Source organism: Haloarcula sp. HT12, from assembly GCF_055271655.1.
Genome location: NZ_JBUXKW010000005.1, coordinates 363,706 through 380,616, shown reverse-complemented (window position 1 = coordinate 380,616; position 16,911 = coordinate 363,706). Strand labels below are relative to the sequence as shown.

Here is a 16,911-nt window from a genome sequence, read left to right as displayed (position 1 = left end):
GCTGGTCTACCTCCAGTTGTAACGCTGAAACAGAAGCAGTTGGCAGCTGAAACCAGTGTCGGTTTGCTAACTATTCAGCGTTTGACTCGGACGAAAGACCGTGCAAGTTTTCGTGGATGCCGAGGATGAGCGCGGGAACCACGATCATGAAGATGTGCTCTTCGATTGGAATCCCGAGCAGGTCGACACCGGTCCGGAGTTTGATCGCGAAGACACCGACAGTGAGCGTGTACCAGTCCCAGACGTAGGCAATCGGATAGAGCACGACGATTGTCTTGGCGGCCATCCGGAGGGCGTTCGCGCGCCAGAGTAGGGCGAGGGCAACAGTCCCCCAGACCACCTCTGTGACCAGATAGGTGTAGGGGCCGAAGACACCGATGTCGGGCAGCATACACGGCCCTTGGACCCACGGGCCTAAAGCTTAGTTCGTCTCCCGGTTCCCGGGGACGAAACCAACCTTGATAACCCCACACGTCGAATCTACGGATTGTGAAGAACGATGGATATTGCTGATATCGCCACCAGAGAGTTTGTCGAGGTTGACGCCAACAAGCGCCTGGGGAAAGTCCGGTCTATCTTCGAACGCGAGAACCCGAAGGGCATCATCGTCACGGAAGACGGTGACTACGCTGGCGTTATCACGCAGAAACAGCTGGTCCAGTCCCATGTCGAGGACAACGCGAAGGCGGGGGCGATGACGCGCTCGGCGCCGAAAGTCGAGCGCACCGACGACGTGCGGGAAGTCGCACGCGTCCTGGTCGAGGGTGGAGTCAAGCTCGCACCGGTGTTCGAGGCGGGCGAGCTCTGGGGTATCGTCACCGAGGACGATATCCTGGACGCGGTTCTCGACAACCTCGACGCGCTGCGCGTCGAGGATATCTACACGCGGGATGTCATCACGGTCTCGGAAGACACCAACGTCGGGCAAGTCGTCAATCTCCTCCGGAAACACGGCATCTCCCGGCTGCCGGTGCTCGATGACGACGATAACCTGACCGGCATGGTCACGCGCCACGACATCGTCGACGTCGTCGTCCGGGACATGAACAAGGCGACGCGGGGCGACCGCTCCGGCGAGATCGAGCGCGTGCTCGACATGCCCGTCTACGACGTGATGAGCAGTCCGGTGGAGACGGCGAAACTCGGCGACTCCGTCGAGGATGCCGTCGCGCGGATGCTCGAAAACGACTTCGCCGGGCTCGTCGTTACGCCGGAAGACGAGGACACCCACGTCGCCGGCATCCTCACGAAAACCGACGTGCTCCGCGCGCTGACCTACACGGAGGAGGAACACATGGACGTCCAGATCACGAACATCAAGCTGCTGGACACCATCTCCCGCGCGGACATCCGCTCTGACATCGAGCAAGTCGCGGACAAGTACGGCGCGATGCAGGTCCAGCACGCCCACGTCCGGTTCCACGAGCACAAGGAGAAGCTCCGTGGCACGCCGCTCATCCAGTGTCAGATCCGCCTGCGGACCAACAAGGGCCAGGCGGCCGGCTCCGGCGAGGGCTACGGCGCCGAAACCGCGTTCAACGTCGCGCTCGATAAGCTCGAACGGAACGTCCTCGAACTGAAAGGCGTCCAGGCTGACGAGGAGTACCGCGGCCAGCTCCTCCGCAAACTCGGCGAACTGTAACTGGGGACTCGTTTTTTCTCTACCGCTCGGCGACCTGCACGAGCTGCTTGCCGATGTTCTCGCCCTCGAACAGCCCGAGGAACGCGTCGGGCGCGTTCTCGATGCCTTCGGTGACGGTTTCGCGGTAGGAGAGCTCGCCCGAGGCGACCCACTGGCCGAGTTGCTTCGTCGCTTCCTCGAATCGGGGCTCGAAGTCGGAGACGAGGAGTCCCTGGACGGTCGCGCGGGACTGGATGACCTGGGTCAGCTTGCGCGGTCCCGTCGGAACGTCCTCGCTGTTGTACATGGATATCTGGCCGCAGACGGCGACGCGTGCGTCGGTGTTGAGTCGCGTGAACACCGCGTCGGTAATCGGGCCGCCGACGTTGTCGAAGTAGGCGTCGACGCCGTCCGGGGCGGCCTCGTCCAGCGCGGCCTGGTAGTCGTCGGTCGTCTTGTAGTTGATGCCCGCGTCGAAACCGAGGTCGTCTTCGAGGAACGAGACCTTCTCGTCGGAGCCGGCGAAGCCGACAACGTGTGCGCCCTGGAGCTTGGCGAGCTGCCCCGCGACGGAACCGACGGCCCCCGCAGCGCCGGTGACGACGAAGGTGTCGCCGGCCGCGGGCTGTGCTACCTCTCGGGTGCCGAAATACGCTGTCAGGCCAGGCATGCCCAGGACACCGAGTGCCGTCGAAACCGGTGCGAGTTCGGGGTTGACCTCGGTCAGGGCCGGCCCGGGCGCGGTGGCGTACTCCGCCCACTCAAGCTCGCCGGTCACAACGTCGCCCTCGTCGAAGCGCGCGCCGTTGGACTCGACGACCTCACCCACGACCGCACCCCGGAGTGCGTCGCCCACGTCCCACGGGTCCGCATACGATTCGCCCGTCCGCATCCGGTCGCGCATGTACGGGTCGACAGAGAGATACAGCGTCTTGACGAGCACCTCGCCAGGCCCCGGTTCGGGGACCGCTTCCTCGGAAAGGTCGAACGTATCGTGGTCGGGGGTCCCTTCGGGGCGCTTCGCTAGCCTGTAAACGCGGTTTGTGGTCGACATCACTCCACATTCACTTGGGCCCCGAAAGGGGGCTTCGAAAGGAGAAACAAACACCGGTTTTATAATTTATCTAATAATTATACAGGGGTGTTGTGTGGCCAGCGGGATGCATCGCTGATCGGGAGCGTCGAATCACACGGCACACAGAAAACGCGGTCGAATCACAGCGTGCGAACGGCAACCGAGAGCGCCGGCGTTACTGGAAGCCGATGCGGCCGCCGGTGCCGGCCTGACGCTGTGGACTGGAGCCGCCTCTGAACTCCTCTTCCATCTGCTCGTAGTACTCGCGGATGTCGTCGGTGATGGTCGGGCGCACGCTGTCCATCGCCTGTCGGAAGTGGCGCATCTCGACTTCCTCCGCGTCGTCGTCCTCGCGGAGCGCCTCGATGGCGGCTTCCCGGGCGATGGATTCCAGATCAGAGCCGACGAACCCGTCGCTGACCTCAGCCAGTTCGCGCAGGCTCACGTCGGGCGACAGCGGCGTGTCGTCCGTGTGGATCTTCAGGATCTGCTCGCGGCCCTCGACATCGGGCTCGCCGATCATCACCAGGCGGTCGAACCGGCCCGAGCGGATCAGCGCCGGGTCGATCATGTCCGGTCGGTTGGTCGCGCCGATGACCATCACGTCCTCCATCTCTTCGAGCCCGTCGAGTTCGGTCAACAGTTGGTTGACGACCCGTTCGGAGACGTTCGACCCCATCTCGCCGCCCCGACCCGGTGCCAGCGAGTCGAGTTCGTCGAAGAAGATGATGGTCGGGGCGACCTGGCGGGCCTTCCGGAACGTCTGGCGGATGGCCTTCTCGCTCTCGCCGACCCACTTGCTGAGCAGTTGCGGGCCACGGACCGAGATGAAGTTCGCGTCGGTCTCGTTGGCGACGGCTTTCGCCATGAGCGTCTTCCCGGTACCGGGCGGGCCGTACAGCAACACGCCCGAGGGCGGCGTCACGCCCATGCGTTCGAACTTCTCCGGGGAGTTCATCGGCCACTCGACGGCCTCCTGGACCTGCTCTTTGGGGCCGCTGAGGCCGCCGACGTTGTCCCAGGACATCTTCGGGAGCTCGACCAGCACCTCCCGCATCGCCGATGGACTCACCTCGTTGAGCGCCCCTTTGAAGTCGTCCCGTTTGATGATCATCCGGTCGATGAGGCTCGGCGGGATGTCTTCCTCGTCGAGGTCAATCTCGGGGAGGTACCGGCGCAGCGCCTTCATCGCGGCCTCCTTCGTGAGGCTCTCGATGTCGGCCCCGACGAAGCCGTGCGTGTCAGTCGCCAGCTTCGCCAGGTTCACGTCGTCGGACAGCGGCATGCCGCGGGTGTGGATCTGGAGGATCTCCTCGCGGCCGACCTCGTCCGGGACGCCGATCTCGATCTCGCGGTCGAAGCGGCCCGGGCGACGCAGCGCCGGGTCCACGCTGTCGACGCGGTTCGTCGCGGCGATGACGATGACCTGGCCACGGGATTCGAGGCCGTCCATCATCGTCAGCAACTGGGCGACGACGCGGCGCTCGACCTCGCCGGTCACGTCCTCGCGCTTGGGTGCGATGGAGTCCAGTTCGTCGATGAAGATGATCGAGGGCGACTCCTCGCTGGCGTCCTCGAAGATCTCGCGTAACTGCTGTTCGGACTCCCCGTAGTATTTCGAGATGATCTCCGGACCGGCGATAGAGAAGAAGCTGGCGGAGGTCTCGTTGGCGACGGCCTTCGCGAGCAGCGTCTTCCCGGTGCCGGGCGGCCCGTGGAGCAACACCCCCTGTGGCGGCTCGATGCCGAGTTTCTTGAAGATCTGGGGGTGTTTCATCGGCAGTTCGACCATCTCTCGCACCCGCTGGATCTCGTTCTGGAGGCCGCCGATGTCCTCGTAGGTGATGCCGCCGCCGGTCTTCTCGAAGCCGGAGATGGGCTCCTCGCGGAGCTCTACCTCAGTATCTTCGGTGATGAGACAGACGCCCTCGGGCTCGGTCTCGACGGCGATGAGCGGGATGGCCTGTCCGGGCGAGCGCATGAACGGGTGGTTCGTCGAGGACATCACCGGGACGATGTCGCGCTCGACGACCGGCCGTTTCAGTATCTGCCGTTTGACCATGCCGGCGGCGTCGGAGCCGAACTGGACCGACGCCTCTTCGGGCGGCGCGAGGACTAGCTTGTCGGCCTTCTCGGCCTCGGCCTTCCGAATGGTGACGCGCTCGCCGATCCCCACGTCGGCGTTCTGGCGCGTGAAGCCGTCGATGCGGACCGTGTCGGTGTTCCAGTCCTGCCGGTCGGCCCGCCACACCTTGGCCGCGGTGGTATCGCTCCCTTCGATCTCGATGATGTCGCCGGGGGAGAGCTTGAGGTGCAACAACGTATCGGGGTCGAGTCTGGCGATACCGCGTCCCGAGTCGTTCGGGTACGCCTTCGCCACTTCCAATTGGACTTCGTTCATAGTAGAGCCTGCTTACAACGAACTCGGGTAGCCCCGGAGATATGCTTTATGCTACCGGCGGGCAAGACGCACGGCGACGGGTTTATATGTTACCTAATAACACACCGCACAGCAGGGGCTAATATCCCCCGGCCTGGGTAGTGGTGACACAGGCTGCCGCCATCGCCGCGTTTCATAAGGCTGGACGCGATAGCGCCGATATGGTATTTCTCGTTCCCTTCGACGGATCACCGCTCGCAGACGCCGCACTCGACCGTGCCGTTTCCTACGCCGCGGCACTCGACGAGGACGTCGTCGCCGTCGCGTTCATCCCGACCGGGACTGACTACGCCGAGCGACGCCGCCGCGTCGACCCCACCGATGACTTCGCCGCCGAGACCGCCGCCGACGACCTCCGGCGCAAGATCGAGGAGGCGACCGACGACTCCGAACTCCGCTACGACGACGTGAGCGCCCACTCCACCAGCGAACTGTCGACGACGATCAGACAGACCGCCCGCGACGTCGACGCAAGCGTCGTGTTCCTCGGCAGCGACGACACCGAGGACATCGTCGTCCCCATCGGCGAAGTCACCGACGGCGAGGACTACGACGTGCACATCGTCCGCCGGACCTGACCCGTCTGGCGGCGCGACGCGCGCGATGGAACCGTAGTATGAGGGCTTTTACTCGCGGGGCGCGACGCCCCCTGTATGCGAACACTCGCTTTCGACGGCCGGATGGGCGCTGCCGGCGACATGCTTCTGGGGGCGCTGCTGGCTGCCGGGGCCGACCGCGAAGCCCTGTCGCCGGTCGAGGATGCGCTCGCTATCGAGTACGCCGTCGCCGAGGTGGACCGATGCGGCATCGCCGCCACGCGCGTCGAGGTACTGCTGACCGACGCCGATGGCGACAGCGATAGCTCCCACGACGAGGGACACGGCCACGCTGCGGACGACCACTCACAATCCCATTCCCACGACGGTCACGAGCATAGCCACGACGGGCACGATCACACCCACGCTGAGGGCCACGGCCCGAGCCGCACGTACGCCGAGGTCGTCGAACTCGTCGAGGAGATGGACCTGCCGACGGCGGTCAGATCAGACGCACTGGCGATCTTCGAGATACTCGGCGAGGCCGAGGCGTCGGTCCACGGAACAGACCTCGACGGGACACACTTCCACGAGGTCGGTGCCGACGACGCCATCGCCGACATCGTCGGCGCCTGTCTCCTGCTCGATGACCTCGACGTAGACCGGGTCGTGACGACACCGGTGTCAACGGGGGGCGGCACCGTAGAGATGAGCCACGGCACCTATCCGGTCCCGACTCCCGCAGTGGTCGAGATCGCCGAGCGGGCTGACTGGTCACTGCAGGGCGGTCCCATCGACAGGGAACTCGTAACACCGACTGGCGCGGCGATTCTCGCCCACATCGCCGAGGGGACCGAGTCGCTGCCCCCGCTCGACGTCGACGCGTCGGGGTACGGCGCTGGCGGGTGGGATCTCGACGACCGCCCCAACGTCCTGCGGGCGCTGGTCGGCGAGGGCGCAGGGCAGCTCCGTCGCGACGAAATCACGGTGCTCGAAACGAACGTCGACGACGTCCCGCCCGAGGTGCTCGGTGACCTCCAGCGCTCGCTTTCAGAGGTCGGTGCTCGCGACGTGTCGATAGTGCCGACGACGATGAAGAAGTCCCGGCCCGGCCACATCGTCAAGGTCATCTGCAAGCCGGAAGACGCCGAGCGGGTCGCGCGCTGTCTCGCTGAAGCGACCGGGACGCTTGGCGTACGCGAGTCCGGGGCCGGCCACCGCTGGGTCGCTGACCGGGAGTACGAGACGGTTGCGCTCTCCGTCGACGGCGAGCAGTTCGAGGTGACGGTCAAGATCGCGAGCGACACCGACGGCACGGTGTTCGACGTGAGCGCGGAGTACGACGATGCCGCGGCCGTCTCGGATGCGACCGGGCTCCCCGTCCGCGAAGTGATGCAGCGGGCCGAGCGGATGGTTTCGCGTTAGCCACTCCCGTCGGCTGTTTCGTCTTCTGAATGGGCCACTTCCTCGACGGCTTCCCCCTCGCTCTCGTCGGTCGAACTGTCGCTGTCGTGTTCGGCCAGCGCCTCCTCGACGGTGAGTGCGCCAGTCGCGACCTTCCGGGCCAGTCCTTCGCTGATCGCCCGGTTCGTGTCGCTTTCCTCCCGGGAGCGGTCCTTGATCTTCTGGAGTTCGCCGGCCGTGGGCTCGATAGTCCGGCTCTCGATCTCCTCGCCGTCGAGGCGGGCGATGTTGACCGCGGCCAGCACGTCGCCCATCCCGCGCGCGCCGGAGCCGAGGTACGGCGTCGTCCCCGTCTCGTCGACCAGCTCCACCGGCACAGACTGGATGTCGTCGATGATGCGCGCGCCGACGAGCCGCGCACCGTCGCCGATACGAACGACCGGGTTGACAGCGTCTTCGACCTCCTCGCGGACGATTTCACCGGCTTCCGCCGCGGGCACCTGAAACGCTGCAACGACCATGTCGCCGTGGAGAATTGCGACACCCGGACGCTCGCCGGGGTCGATGCCGATGACGGTGCGACCGTCGCCACCGCGAAGCGTTGAGATGACGGATTCGACGGCCCGACGCGGCGTATCCGGGTCCGCCTGCACGACGTCCACGCCGTCGGGGATTTCGACCGACTCCCCAGCGGCGATGACCGCGACGTCCGTTCCGTCGGGCCACTCGTCGCCGGGCTCGATGGTCGTGAACTCTACGCCGCGGTCGCGGAGCTCGTTGACGACGCCGTGGTACACTTCGAAGTTCTCGGTGGCGACGACGATCACTAGCCAGCGCTTGGTCCGGTATCCACTTACCGTTGTGGCCTCTGGCCCCGGAGAGTTTTGTCCGAGCGTTGGCATTGTGGCGATATGCCGCCCTCCACCGCCGAGACCGACACGGAGCCATCGGGTGACCCGCTCTTCGCACTCGTCGTCGGTCTCTACGTCGCGTTGCTGGCGATAGCGCCGACTGTCTTCGCCGTCGCCCGTCTCGTCTCCGGGGACGCGGCCGTGCTGTACGGAACGGTGATAACGACGGTCACTGTCGGGACTGGGCTCGGCTGGTGGGCGACTGCGCGGTTCGGGAGCCTCTCCTACCGTCTCGGAGCGACGCGTGCGCGCTGGGTCCCCGGCCTCGTCGGTCTGGGGTATGCCGTCGCAGGCCTGCTCTCGCTCGACCGGGTCGGTGTTGTCGGCGTCCTCGCCATGTTCTCGGGGCTGGGCGCGATGGCCCTGGGGAGCGTGTCAGGTGTGATGGGCCGCACGCGATACACCGACGCCCGCCTCGCGGACAGCGAGCGTCACTGTGTGTTCACCGCCGGCTGGCCCAGTGCGGCACGGAACCGCCTCTTGGCCCTGGTACTGCCGCTTTGGGCGGTCGGTGTCGCCGGATTCGCCTCAGTGTACGTCGCACCGGAGCTCTGGCCGCTGACGTTCGCACAGATACTGTTCCCGGTAGGGATAGGTATCTTCATGCTGAGCGAGCCCAGAGAGTACGCCGTCACGGCCGAGGGACTCGAACAGCGACTCCCCGTCGCCAGACGCCTGCTCCCGTGGACGCGGTACACGGGCTACACCCGCACTGCGGACGCGCTGGTCGTCCACCGGTCGTGGTGGTTCGACAGTCGGTTCGCCCTTGAGGACCTGGACGACCCCGATGTAGTCGAGGCCGCACTCGCCCGTTATCTCTCGGCGGCGTAGGTGCCAGCGTTCTTATCCGAATACATCCAACCTATACCCGTGAGCGAGTACGTCCTTCGCACCGTCGGCGGTGATGGAAGTCGCCGCTGCGGGTGATGCGGCGCTGGACATCGACACCGAGGGCCTCTCGGCCGACCGCATGGAACGAAACGACGAACAGACTGTTTCTCAAATCCCGTCAGTCCGCTGCTTCGGAAACCGCCAACGACTGGCTTAGCACCGTCGCACTCGTATACAAGCGCTTCTCTGAACACTCCGTCATTTCACGATATCTATCTTCCGGCGGTCCATCGACATCGCGACGGCGATGATGACGACGAACCCGAGGACGATGTCCTGGACGAACGACTGGATACCGACCAGGTTCATCCCGTTGGCGAGGACACCGATGACGAGAACGCCCAGAAGAGTCCGGTGTGGACCGCCGACACCGCCGGTCAGTGCGGTCCCGCCCATAACTATGGCCGCGATGGACTGGAGCAGGAGTCCCGACCCCATCCCGGGCGCAGCGGAGGCGGTCCGTGCGGTCAAAAGCGCCCCCGCGATGCCACAGAGCATCCCCGAGACGAGGAAGGAGCCGATCTTGTAGCGGTCGACGTCCACGCCCGAAAGGTCGGCGACAGTCTCGTTCTCGCCGAGTGCATAACAGTACCGGCCAAACGGCGTCTTGAACGCGACGAAGACGAACAGGACGTAAAAGAGGAGGCCCCAAACGACGAGGTTCGGGACACCGGGGATGATGTAGCCCGTTGCGATCCATCTGACACCGGGATCGCGGTAGGGAATCGAGGTCCCACCGGTCATCAGCAGCGCGGTACCCGAGAGGATCGACAGCGACCCCAGCGTCACCAGAAACGAGGGTATCTTGAACTTCGCGAAGACGATGCCGTTGAGCGCCCCGAACACTGTACCGGCTAGGACGGCGGCTAACAAGCCGAGCAGTCCCAACTGGAAGTCGGAGATGAGAATCGCGGCGATGACGCCGGTAATCCCGACCATCGACTCGATCGACAGGTCGATGCTCTGCTGGAGGATCGGGAAGGTGCCAGCCAGCGAGACCAGCAAGAGGATGGTACTGTTCCGGAGAACGTTGTCGACGAGGTTCGAGAAGGTGAGGAACACCGGACTGGTGAGGCTGAACACGATCATCAACAGGGCCAACAGCGCGAAGGGCCCGAGGTCGATCACCCAGTCCTGAAGCGTCCGGTCAGCGGCGAATTCGTCGAACCGATCCCGCAACGCGGACTGTGACGTACCCTCTGACATTCAGATCATCTCCGTTATGAGCTCCGATTCGGTCGGCTTCCCGCCGGGGGGAGCATCGACGATGTCGACGAGTCGGCCCTTCTTCATCACGCCGATGCGGTTCGACATCCCGATCACCTCGGGGAGTTCGTCGCCGATGAACACGAGCGAGACGCCGTTCTCGACGAGGTCACGACACACCCGGTAGACCTCCTCTTTCGCGGCGACGTCGATCCCGCGAGTGACGTTGTCCAGGATCAGGATGTCCGCCTCGCGCATGAGCCACTTCCCGAGAACGACCTTCTGTTGGTTCCCGCCGCTCAACTGGTGAACGAGGGTGTCGATACCCGGGATACGGATGTCGAGTTCTTCGACGGCGTCTCGGGCCATCGCCACCTCCTTATCGTGGTCGATGAGGTTGAGCGCCGATCCGACTCCATAGAGGGTATCAGTGACGCGGTCGGTTCCGATGCTCGGCAGTGAGATGTTCATCGGCAGGGATTGGTAGAGCAACAGCCCCTCTGATTTCCGGTCTTTGGGGACGTAGCCCAGACCGGCCTCGACCATCTCGGACATCGACCCCGGTTCGATTTGTTCTCCTCGGACCTCGACAACCCCCGCGTCGGGCGGGTCGGCGCCACAGAGAACGCGACCGAGGGCGCTTTTGCCACAGCCCTCGACCCCGACCACGCCGAAAATCTCGCCCTCGCGCAGGGTAAAGGACAGGTCCGAGAGGTCGCCCTCGCGCTCGATTCCCTCGGCCCGCAGGACGGTCTCGGCGGCGTCGCCGATCCGGCGCTGACGGTCCGTCCGGTAGTACTCGTCGGCCGTCTCGCGGCCGACCATCGCCTGCTGGAGGGACGACTCTGTCGCCTCGTCGGCCGCCTCCTCGCTGACGAGCGCGCCGTCTTTGAGGACGTAGATCCGGTCGCTGACCTCCAGCACCTCGTCGAGTTCGTGCGAGACGAAGACGAACGACGCCTGGTCGCGGAGTTCGTCGATCCGCTCGAAGAGGAGATCGCGACTGTCTTCTTCGAGGCCAGCCGTGGGTTCGTCCAGCAGGATCACCGGGTTGTCGGTGTGAATGGATTCGCTGAAGGCCTTCGCCACTTCGAGCATCTGGCGCTGATTGAAACTGTAGGACTTGACCGGTTTCGAGACGTCGAAGCTCATGCCCAGGTCGTCGACAATCTGTTGGGCGTCCGCCCGCATGCTGTCGCTGTCAATGATTCCCCTGCGGGCGTAGTCCGGGATGCGGCCGAGATAGAGGTTCTCGTAGCCGGTGAGGTTGGGCACCACGTCCTGTTCCTGCTTGACGATAGCGATGCCGCGTCTGGCGGCGTCGCGGGGGCCACTGATTTCGGCTGACTCACCGTCGATGATGATCCGGCCCGCAGTCGGTTCGTGGATACCCGTCAGTAGTTTCAACAGCGTGCTCTTACCGGCGCCGTTCTCACCCACGAGACCGACAACTTCGCCCGTCTGGATATGCAGCGAGACGTCCGTGAGCGCGTCGACGTTGCGGAAGGACTTCGAGAGCCCTTCGACCTGGAGACGGGCTGTGGAATCGGTGACCGATCCGCCGGTCGCGGCCGTGTCGTCTGTGGCCGTGTTAGCTACCATCGTCAGCTACGCGTAGGGGTTCTGGCCGTTCTCGAAACGGTCACGGTAGTCCTGCTCGACACGGTCGAACAGTTCGGTGTCGTCGTAGACATTCGGGACCTCGTAGTTCGAGGGCTTGTTCTCCTCGGTCCAGAGCAACTGGCTGAAGTCCTCCTGCCGTATCGGGACCAGCAGGTTCTGTGGGTCCCAGTCTTCGCCGCTCTCCTCGTAGGACATCGCCTCCCAGTCGTAGGGCGACTGGCCGTCGCTGAATGCGATGTCGAGGTACTGGGAGGGCTCGGTGAAGGAGACGTCCAGGTCGCTGAACGTGTCCTGTGAGAGGGAGTCGTTGAGGATCATGACGCCCCCGCCGAACATCATGCGCTCGGGGGCTTCCGGGCGCCAGCCATGGAGCCAGTCGTACCCCTTGACGACGGCGTAGCCGCCCTGCCAGAACGGCTGGGCGGCGAACGTCCCGGCCATGTACGGCTCGCCGGAGTCGGCCGACCGGTCGCGGACGAGTTCGGTCGTCTCCCGGAACCCGTCGTACCCGACCACCGGCACGGCCATGTCGTTCTCTTCGAGGACCGAGATGGCACCCAGGGCGACGCCGTCGTTTTGCCCGTAGACGCCGTCGATGTCCTCGCCGTACTGGGAGATGAAGTCGGACATCGCCTGTCGACCCGTCGAACGGGTCCACTCGCTCGGAATCGGATCGCCCAGTCGCTCAATGTCCGGGTAGTCTTCCATCGCCCGTTCCACCCCCGCGTTGCGGTGTGAGCCGACGTGCCCTGGCACCCCGGTGATGTGGACGAAGTTCCCAGAGCCACCCATCGCCTCGAACAGCACGCGTGCGGTGGCGGCGCCGGTCCGGATGACTTCCGGAATCTGGTACTGCAGGAACTCGGGGCCGCTGTCCATCGGCGTCCACCAGTTCGCCATCGTCCAGTAGGACGTGAAGGGGACGCCCCCTTCGGCGGCCGTCTCTGCGACCGACCGGACGCCGGAGTTCTGGTAGGCAGTCCCGGTCAAGATGTCCGCGCCGGCCGAGATGGCCGACTGCAACTGCGATATCTGCTGGGACTCCTGTCCGCCGTGACCCTGGTAATCCACTGTCAGCCCCAGCGCCGCTGCCGCCTCCTCGGCGCCGGCGAGAAACGTCTGCCAGATGTCGTTTTCCAGGTTGTCGGGCGAGACGAACGCCTGGTCGATCTCCCCGTCGTAGGACCAGTCTGCCGCGGTCGCCGCGCCGCCGCCATCGCCTCCATCACCACCATCTCCCCCGCCGCCGTCACCTGCACAACCGGCAAGTCCTGCGGCACCAAGCGTGCCCAGTGCCTTCAGATACGTCCGCCGATCCGCGCTTCCGTCACCAGTCTCGTCGACTGTCATACATGTTAGTTTGTTGCAAATATAATAATACTTTGGTGGTCGCGTTGAGTGAGAGAACTGATCATTCGATTGCTGAGTGGCTATATCCAATCTCGGATGCCGCAGCGATGATATCACCCGAGATCCGAGAGCGAGCCACAGGCTCGTAACGGCCGAAATTGACGACGTGTCGCGCGCCGAATGGACGCTGGCCGAGCGATCACCGGACGACTGACAGCAGTGCCGCCAGGTGCCAGTGTTTTTATCCGAACCTGACCAACCCCTTGTCGTGAGCGAGTACGTCCCGACCGGGTGTGACGCGATCGACGACCTCCTGGGTGGTGGGCTGGAGCGCGGCGCGGTCACGCAGGTGTACGGCCCGCCGGCGGCCGGCAAGACCAACTTCGCGCTGTCGGCGGTGATGGAAGTCGCCGCCGCCGGCGACGCGGCGCTGTACATCGACACCGAAGGCCTCTCGGCCGACCGGATGGAGCAGGTCGCCAGCGGCCGCGCACGCGGGACCGCCCAGACGGTGGACGATCTCGCCGGCCGCCTCATCATCACGGAGGCGCTGGACTACGACGAACAGGCCGAAGCCGTCCAGGACGCCGCCGAGTTCGCCGCCGAGGTCGAACTCATCGTGCTGGACAGCGCGACCGGGTTCTATCGGCTCCGCCGGGACGACGAGGACGGCGGCGAGACGCTGCGGGACGTGGCCCGCCAGATAACCCATCTGCTCTCGCTGGCCCGCAAACACGACGTTGCCGTCCTGTACACGAACCAGGTGTTCACCGACCCCGACAGTGACCGCTCGACGGCGCTTGGCGGTCACACGCTCAACCACTGGTCGGGCGCAATCGTCCGCCTGGATCGCTTTCGCGGCGGCAACCGCCGCGCGACGCTGGAGAAACACCGCGCTAAACCCGCGGGTGAAACGGCCCAGTTCCGTATCACCGACTCGGGACTCGTGGGCGACGACACGCCCGAAACCGCGTAGTAAACCGGTCAATAACAATCGTTGCTGTCAGGCGCGCGCCGTCGCGGCGACGGCCGCGTCGCAAGCGCGAGGGACGAGTCGCACAGGCGAGCGGAGCGAGCCGAGCAACGCAGTCGGTTGGGGAGGCGTGTGGCTGTGGTTCTGTCGTTGTTGTCGGTAACAGAACGCATACCGCGCGAGCGGAGCGAGCGCGGTTTCACTGGAATCGAGGCCTACGGCCGAGATCCCGGCCTTTTTCATGAACGTTTTTCGAGGAGTGGTCGCCTTCGGCGACCCGACGATGAAAAAGGTTCAGTAGATGAGGTCGTCGTCGTTCTCGACCATGTACAGCGTCCGCGCGGCGATGTTGACGGCGTGATCACCGACGCGCTCGATGTCCCGAATCGTCAGCAGGAGCCGCGAGACGTCGGCCATCAGCTGCTCGATCTCTTCCTCGCTGGAGTCGGCGTCGATCTGGCGCTCGATGAGGTCGCGCACGACCGTCTCGGAGGCGGCCTCACAGCGTTCGTCCACCTCGTCGTCGATATCGGCGATCGTGTAGCACTGGTCAGCGTCCTCGTCGCCGTAGGCCGCCATCGCGCTCTCGACCATCTCGATCGTCACGTCGGCGACGTCCTGGATGTCGACCTCGGGATACACGTCGCGTTCGGCCTCCAGCGAGTACTCGCCCAGGTTCGTGGCGAGGTCGCCGATCCGTTCGAGGTCGGTGATGATCTTGAACGACGCGGCGATAAAGCGGAGGTCCGATGCGACCGGCTGTTGCAGCGCCAGCAGGTCGATACAGTCCTGTTCGAGGTCGAGATACAACTGATTGATCTCGTGGTCACCCTCGATGACCTCCCGGGCCATCTCCTCGTCTTTCTGTTCGAGCGCATCCAGGCCAAGCCTGAGCCGTTCGAGGACGATCTCCGACATATAGAGGACGTCCTCGCGGAGCGAGTTCAGTCCCTCCTGATATGAATCGCGTGGCATAGTCCGGAATGTGCTGGTGGTATGTATCAGCCTTTCCCTTCTCCCAATATCTCCCGATACCGACCCGCGTGGCGAAGCTGGCAGGCACGCTATTCAGGGATTGCCACACTCGACAGCGAACACGGCTACTGTGACACCGTTTCGGCATCGTTTCGGGGCTGAATTATCAGGGCTGTCGCGTCGCCGAGGGCCGTCCCGCCCTCGACGCGTTCGACGCGCAACAGGACGTCCTGTGGCGTGGCACAGCCACAGCTCACGAACTCGTCCCACTCCTCGCCGACGGACACCGGACCGCCGTGGGCGCGACGGAGGTACTGTTGGTAGGTGTCCCCGCGCAGTTCGTCGGCTATCCACTCGGTATCGACGCCGGACCACGGGTCCTCGTCGGCGGCGCTGGGAGCAAACGAGAGGACGATACGGTCCGCAACGGAAGCCATACACTAGCTGAGGCGGGAGCCAGTCTTAGTCCCTTGGGCGCAACGTTGCTGCCTTGCTATAGTTTGTCGTTGACCGCTTCCAGACAGGTAGCGTCGACGAACACCACGACGTGATCGCCGGGTTCGATGACGGTGTCACCACGGGGGATGACCAGTTCGCCGCCGCGGCTGATGGCCCCGATAACCACACCGGTTGGCAGTTCCTGTACCGACTCCTGAATCGGCCGCCCCGCCAGAACGCTGTCGGTTGACACCTCGATTTCCAGCACCTCGGCGCGGTCAGATTCGATGATGGCAACCTTCGTCGCGTCGTACTCGCGGGTGAACCGCGTAATCTCCTCGGCGGTCGTCTCACGGGGGTTGACGGCCACGTCGACGCCGACAGCCTCGAACAGGTCGACGTACTCGCCGGAGTTGACGACGGCGACGGTTCGCTCCGCACCGAGTCGCTTGGCCAGCAGCGTCACCAGGAGGTTCTTCTCGTCGCTGTCGAGCGTCGCAACCACCGCGTCGGCGTCTTCGACGTGTTCTCGTTCGAGAAATTCGCTGTCGGTCGCGTCGCTTTCCAGCACGGTGGTTCCCTGCAGGTCTTCCGCGAGCTCGCGCGCCCTGTCGTGGTCCTTTTCGATAAGCCGGGGTTTGATCCCTCGGTCTTGGAGCAGTCGCGCAGTGTGATAGCCGACATCGCTCCCGCCGACGACGAGGACGTTCTGGGTCGTTTTTGACTCCGGTGCGATTTCGGTCGCGAACAGGCGGACACTCTCTTGGCTGCCGATGACGACGATATCGTCGCCTGCCTTGATGATCGTCTCCCCGCGAGGAATGATGACCTCGTCGTCGCGCAGTACGGCAGCGAAGGTCAGGGATTCGTAGCGGTCGGCCTCCGCGACAGTCTGGTTCGTGATCGGACTGGATTCGCGTACCTCGAACTCACCCATCTGGACCTGCCCGCCGACGAACGTTTCCACGTCACGCGCGCCGGGAAGCCCGATGACGCGGGCGATGTTTTCCGCGGTGAGCAGGTTCGTCGCGACCATGTGATCCACACCGAAGGCACCCACGGATTTCTCCCACGTCCGGAGGAACTTCGCGCTCTTGACGCGGGAGATCGTGAACGGGTCAGCGGCCGTTATCGCGGTCCCGCAGGTGACGATGTTCGTTTCGTCATTGTCGGTACTGGCGATGAGTACGTCGGCTTTCTCGATACCGGCCTCCGAGAGCGTATCGAGTTCCGCGCCATCCCCTTCGACACCGAGCACATCGGCCTCGTACATCAGCGCCTCCACACGATCAGGATCGATATCGACGACGGCGACCTCGTGGCTTTCCGCGAGGCTCTTGGCGATGTTTGAGCCGACCTCGCCTGCGCCGACGATTACGATATACACGGCTGTGCCTCCGCCTGATACATGTGCATCTGGTTTCCACCGACGGGTCAAGTGTATTTTCATCCAGTCAGCAAACTGCAG

16 protein-coding genes are annotated in these 16,911 nt (G+C 64.5%); 6 read left to right on the top strand and 10 right to left on the bottom strand.

The window, feature by feature from the left end:
- Positions 1–70 precede the first annotated feature (70 nt).
- Positions 71–391, bottom strand: coding sequence for a lycopene cyclase domain-containing protein (locus ACY9XZ_RS18345; protein WP_463458443.1), 321 nt, complete (start codon positions 389–391; stop codon positions 71–73).
- A gap of 108 nt (positions 392–499) precedes the next feature.
- On the opposite strand from ACY9XZ_RS18345, the gene ACY9XZ_RS18340 reads away from it, so the two are divergent.
- Entirely contained in the window at positions 500–1,642 is a 1,143-nt protein-coding gene (locus ACY9XZ_RS18340) for a CBS domain-containing protein (protein ID WP_463458442.1), read from the top strand.
- Positions 1,643–1,661: 19 nt separating this feature from the next.
- On the opposite strand, the gene ACY9XZ_RS18335 is transcribed toward ACY9XZ_RS18340, so the two are convergent.
- Entirely contained in the window at positions 1,662–2,675 is a 1,014-nt protein-coding gene (locus ACY9XZ_RS18335; protein ID WP_463458441.1) for an NADP-dependent oxidoreductase, read from the bottom strand.
- Positions 2,676–2,871: 196 nt separating this feature from the next.
- Positions 2,872–5,097, bottom strand: coding sequence for a CDC48 family AAA ATPase (locus tag ACY9XZ_RS18330; protein ID WP_008311543.1), 2,226 nt, complete (start codon positions 5,095–5,097; stop codon positions 2,872–2,874).
- Between the two features lie 200 nt (positions 5,098–5,297).
- Here ACY9XZ_RS18330 and ACY9XZ_RS18325 point away from each other — a divergent pair, with 200 nt between their 5' ends.
- Both ACY9XZ_RS18325 and larC read left to right on the top strand, forming a co-directional pair.
- Entirely contained in the window at positions 5,298–5,714 is a 417-nt protein-coding gene (locus ACY9XZ_RS18325) for a universal stress protein (RefSeq protein WP_463458440.1), read from the top strand.
- Between the two features lie 75 nt (positions 5,715–5,789).
- Complete coding sequence (gene larC, locus ACY9XZ_RS18320; protein WP_463458439.1) at positions 5,790–7,097, top strand: nickel pincer cofactor biosynthesis protein LarC; 1,308 nt, start codon at positions 5,790–5,792, stop codon at positions 7,095–7,097.
- Here the strand turns inward: larC and ACY9XZ_RS18315 are convergent.
- The gene (locus tag ACY9XZ_RS18315; protein ID WP_463458438.1) at positions 7,094–7,903 is read right to left on the bottom strand and encodes a hypothetical protein; all 810 of its coding nucleotides are present in this window, start codon (positions 7,901–7,903) and stop codon (positions 7,094–7,096) included. The genes larC and ACY9XZ_RS18315 overlap by 4 nt on opposite strands.
- Positions 7,904–7,987: 84 nt before the next feature.
- Between ACY9XZ_RS18315 and ACY9XZ_RS18310 the strand changes: the two genes are divergently transcribed.
- Together ACY9XZ_RS18310 and ACY9XZ_RS18305 are read left to right on the top strand one after the other, a co-directional pair.
- Complete coding sequence (locus ACY9XZ_RS18310; RefSeq protein WP_463458437.1) at positions 7,988–8,818, top strand: hypothetical protein; 831 nt, start codon at positions 7,988–7,990, stop codon at positions 8,816–8,818.
- A 73-nt stretch (positions 8,819–8,891) separates the two neighbouring features.
- Positions 8,892–9,035, top strand: a complete 144-nt coding sequence (locus ACY9XZ_RS18305; protein ID WP_463458436.1) for a hypothetical protein — start codon at positions 8,892–8,894, stop codon at positions 9,033–9,035.
- Between the two features lie 41 nt (positions 9,036–9,076).
- Here the strand turns inward: ACY9XZ_RS18305 and ACY9XZ_RS18300 are convergent, their stop codons facing one another.
- The 3 genes from ACY9XZ_RS18300 to ACY9XZ_RS18290 are packed head-to-tail and all read right to left on the bottom strand — an operon-like array spanning position 9,077 to position 13,057.
- Positions 9,077–10,084 carry an ABC transporter permease gene (locus ACY9XZ_RS18300; RefSeq protein WP_463458435.1) on the bottom strand — a complete coding sequence of 336 codons (1,008 nt, stop codon included), beginning with the start codon at positions 10,082–10,084 and terminating at the stop codon, positions 9,077–9,079.
- Positions 10,085–11,686 carry a sugar ABC transporter ATP-binding protein gene (locus tag ACY9XZ_RS18295; protein ID WP_463458434.1) on the bottom strand — a complete coding sequence of 534 codons (1,602 nt, stop codon included), beginning with the start codon at positions 11,684–11,686 and terminating at the stop codon, positions 10,085–10,087.
- 6 nt (positions 11,687–11,692) lie between these two features.
- Positions 11,693–13,057: a sugar ABC transporter substrate-binding protein gene (locus ACY9XZ_RS18290; RefSeq protein WP_463458433.1), complete on the bottom strand. Its 1,365-nt coding sequence runs from the start codon at positions 13,055–13,057 to the stop codon at positions 11,693–11,695.
- A 268-nt stretch (positions 13,058–13,325) separates the two neighbouring features.
- Between ACY9XZ_RS18290 and radB the strand changes: the two genes are divergently transcribed.
- A complete protein-coding gene (gene radB / locus ACY9XZ_RS18285) occupies positions 13,326–14,033 on the top strand; it encodes a DNA repair and recombination protein RadB (protein WP_463458432.1) in 708 nt (235 codons plus the stop codon).
- A gap of 291 nt (positions 14,034–14,324) precedes the next feature.
- Here radB and phoU read toward each other — a convergent pair whose 3' ends face one another.
- From phoU to trkA, 3 genes are all read right to left on the bottom strand, one after another.
- The gene (gene phoU, locus ACY9XZ_RS18280; protein WP_463458431.1) at positions 14,325–15,005 is read right to left on the bottom strand and encodes a phosphate signaling complex protein PhoU; all 681 of its coding nucleotides are present in this window, start codon (positions 15,003–15,005) and stop codon (positions 14,325–14,327) included.
- A gap of 125 nt (positions 15,006–15,130) precedes the next feature.
- A complete protein-coding gene (locus ACY9XZ_RS18275; protein WP_463458430.1) occupies positions 15,131–15,442 on the bottom strand; it encodes a hypothetical protein in 312 nt (103 codons plus the stop codon).
- Between the two features lie 56 nt (positions 15,443–15,498).
- Positions 15,499–16,830 (bottom strand): Trk system potassium transporter TrkA, encoded by a 1,332-nt coding sequence (trkA, locus tag ACY9XZ_RS18270; protein ID WP_463458429.1) that lies wholly within the window; start codon positions 16,828–16,830, stop codon positions 15,499–15,501.
- Between the last annotated feature and the right edge of the window lie 81 nt (positions 16,831–16,911).

Bases quoted from the DNA above. Each gene is read 5' to 3' on its own strand.
- ACY9XZ_RS18345 (WP_463458443.1), bottom strand. From the start codon at position 391: ATGCTGCCCGACATCGGTGTCTTCGGCCCCTACACCTATCTGGTCACA.
- ACY9XZ_RS18340 (WP_463458442.1), top strand. From the start codon at position 500: ATGGATATTGCTGATATCGCCACCAGAGAGTTTGTCGAGGTTGACGCC.
- ACY9XZ_RS18335 (WP_463458441.1), bottom strand. From the start codon at position 2,675: ATGTCGACCACAAACCGCGTTTACAGGCTAGCGAAGCGCCCCGAAGGG.
- ACY9XZ_RS18330 (WP_008311543.1), bottom strand. From the start codon at position 5,097: ATGAACGAAGTCCAATTGGAAGTGGCGAAGGCGTACCCGAACGACTCG.
- ACY9XZ_RS18325 (WP_463458440.1), top strand. From the start codon at position 5,298: ATGGTATTTCTCGTTCCCTTCGACGGATCACCGCTCGCAGACGCCGCA.
- larC (WP_463458439.1), top strand. From the start codon at position 5,790: ATGCGAACACTCGCTTTCGACGGCCGGATGGGCGCTGCCGGCGACATG.
- ACY9XZ_RS18310 (WP_463458437.1), top strand. From the start codon at position 7,988: ATGCCGCCCTCCACCGCCGAGACCGACACGGAGCCATCGGGTGACCCG.
- ACY9XZ_RS18305 (WP_463458436.1), top strand. From the start codon at position 8,892: ATGGAAGTCGCCGCTGCGGGTGATGCGGCGCTGGACATCGACACCGAG.
- ACY9XZ_RS18300 (WP_463458435.1), bottom strand. From the start codon at position 10,084: ATGTCAGAGGGTACGTCACAGTCCGCGTTGCGGGATCGGTTCGACGAA.
- ACY9XZ_RS18295 (WP_463458434.1), bottom strand. From the start codon at position 11,686: ATGGTAGCTAACACGGCCACAGACGACACGGCCGCGACCGGCGGATCG.
- ACY9XZ_RS18290 (WP_463458433.1), bottom strand. From the start codon at position 13,057: ATGACAGTCGACGAGACTGGTGACGGAAGCGCGGATCGGCGGACGTAT.
- phoU (WP_463458431.1), bottom strand. From the start codon at position 15,005: ATGCCACGCGATTCATATCAGGAGGGACTGAACTCGCTCCGCGAGGAC.
- ACY9XZ_RS18275 (WP_463458430.1), bottom strand. From the start codon at position 15,442: ATGGCTTCCGTTGCGGACCGTATCGTCCTCTCGTTTGCTCCCAGCGCC.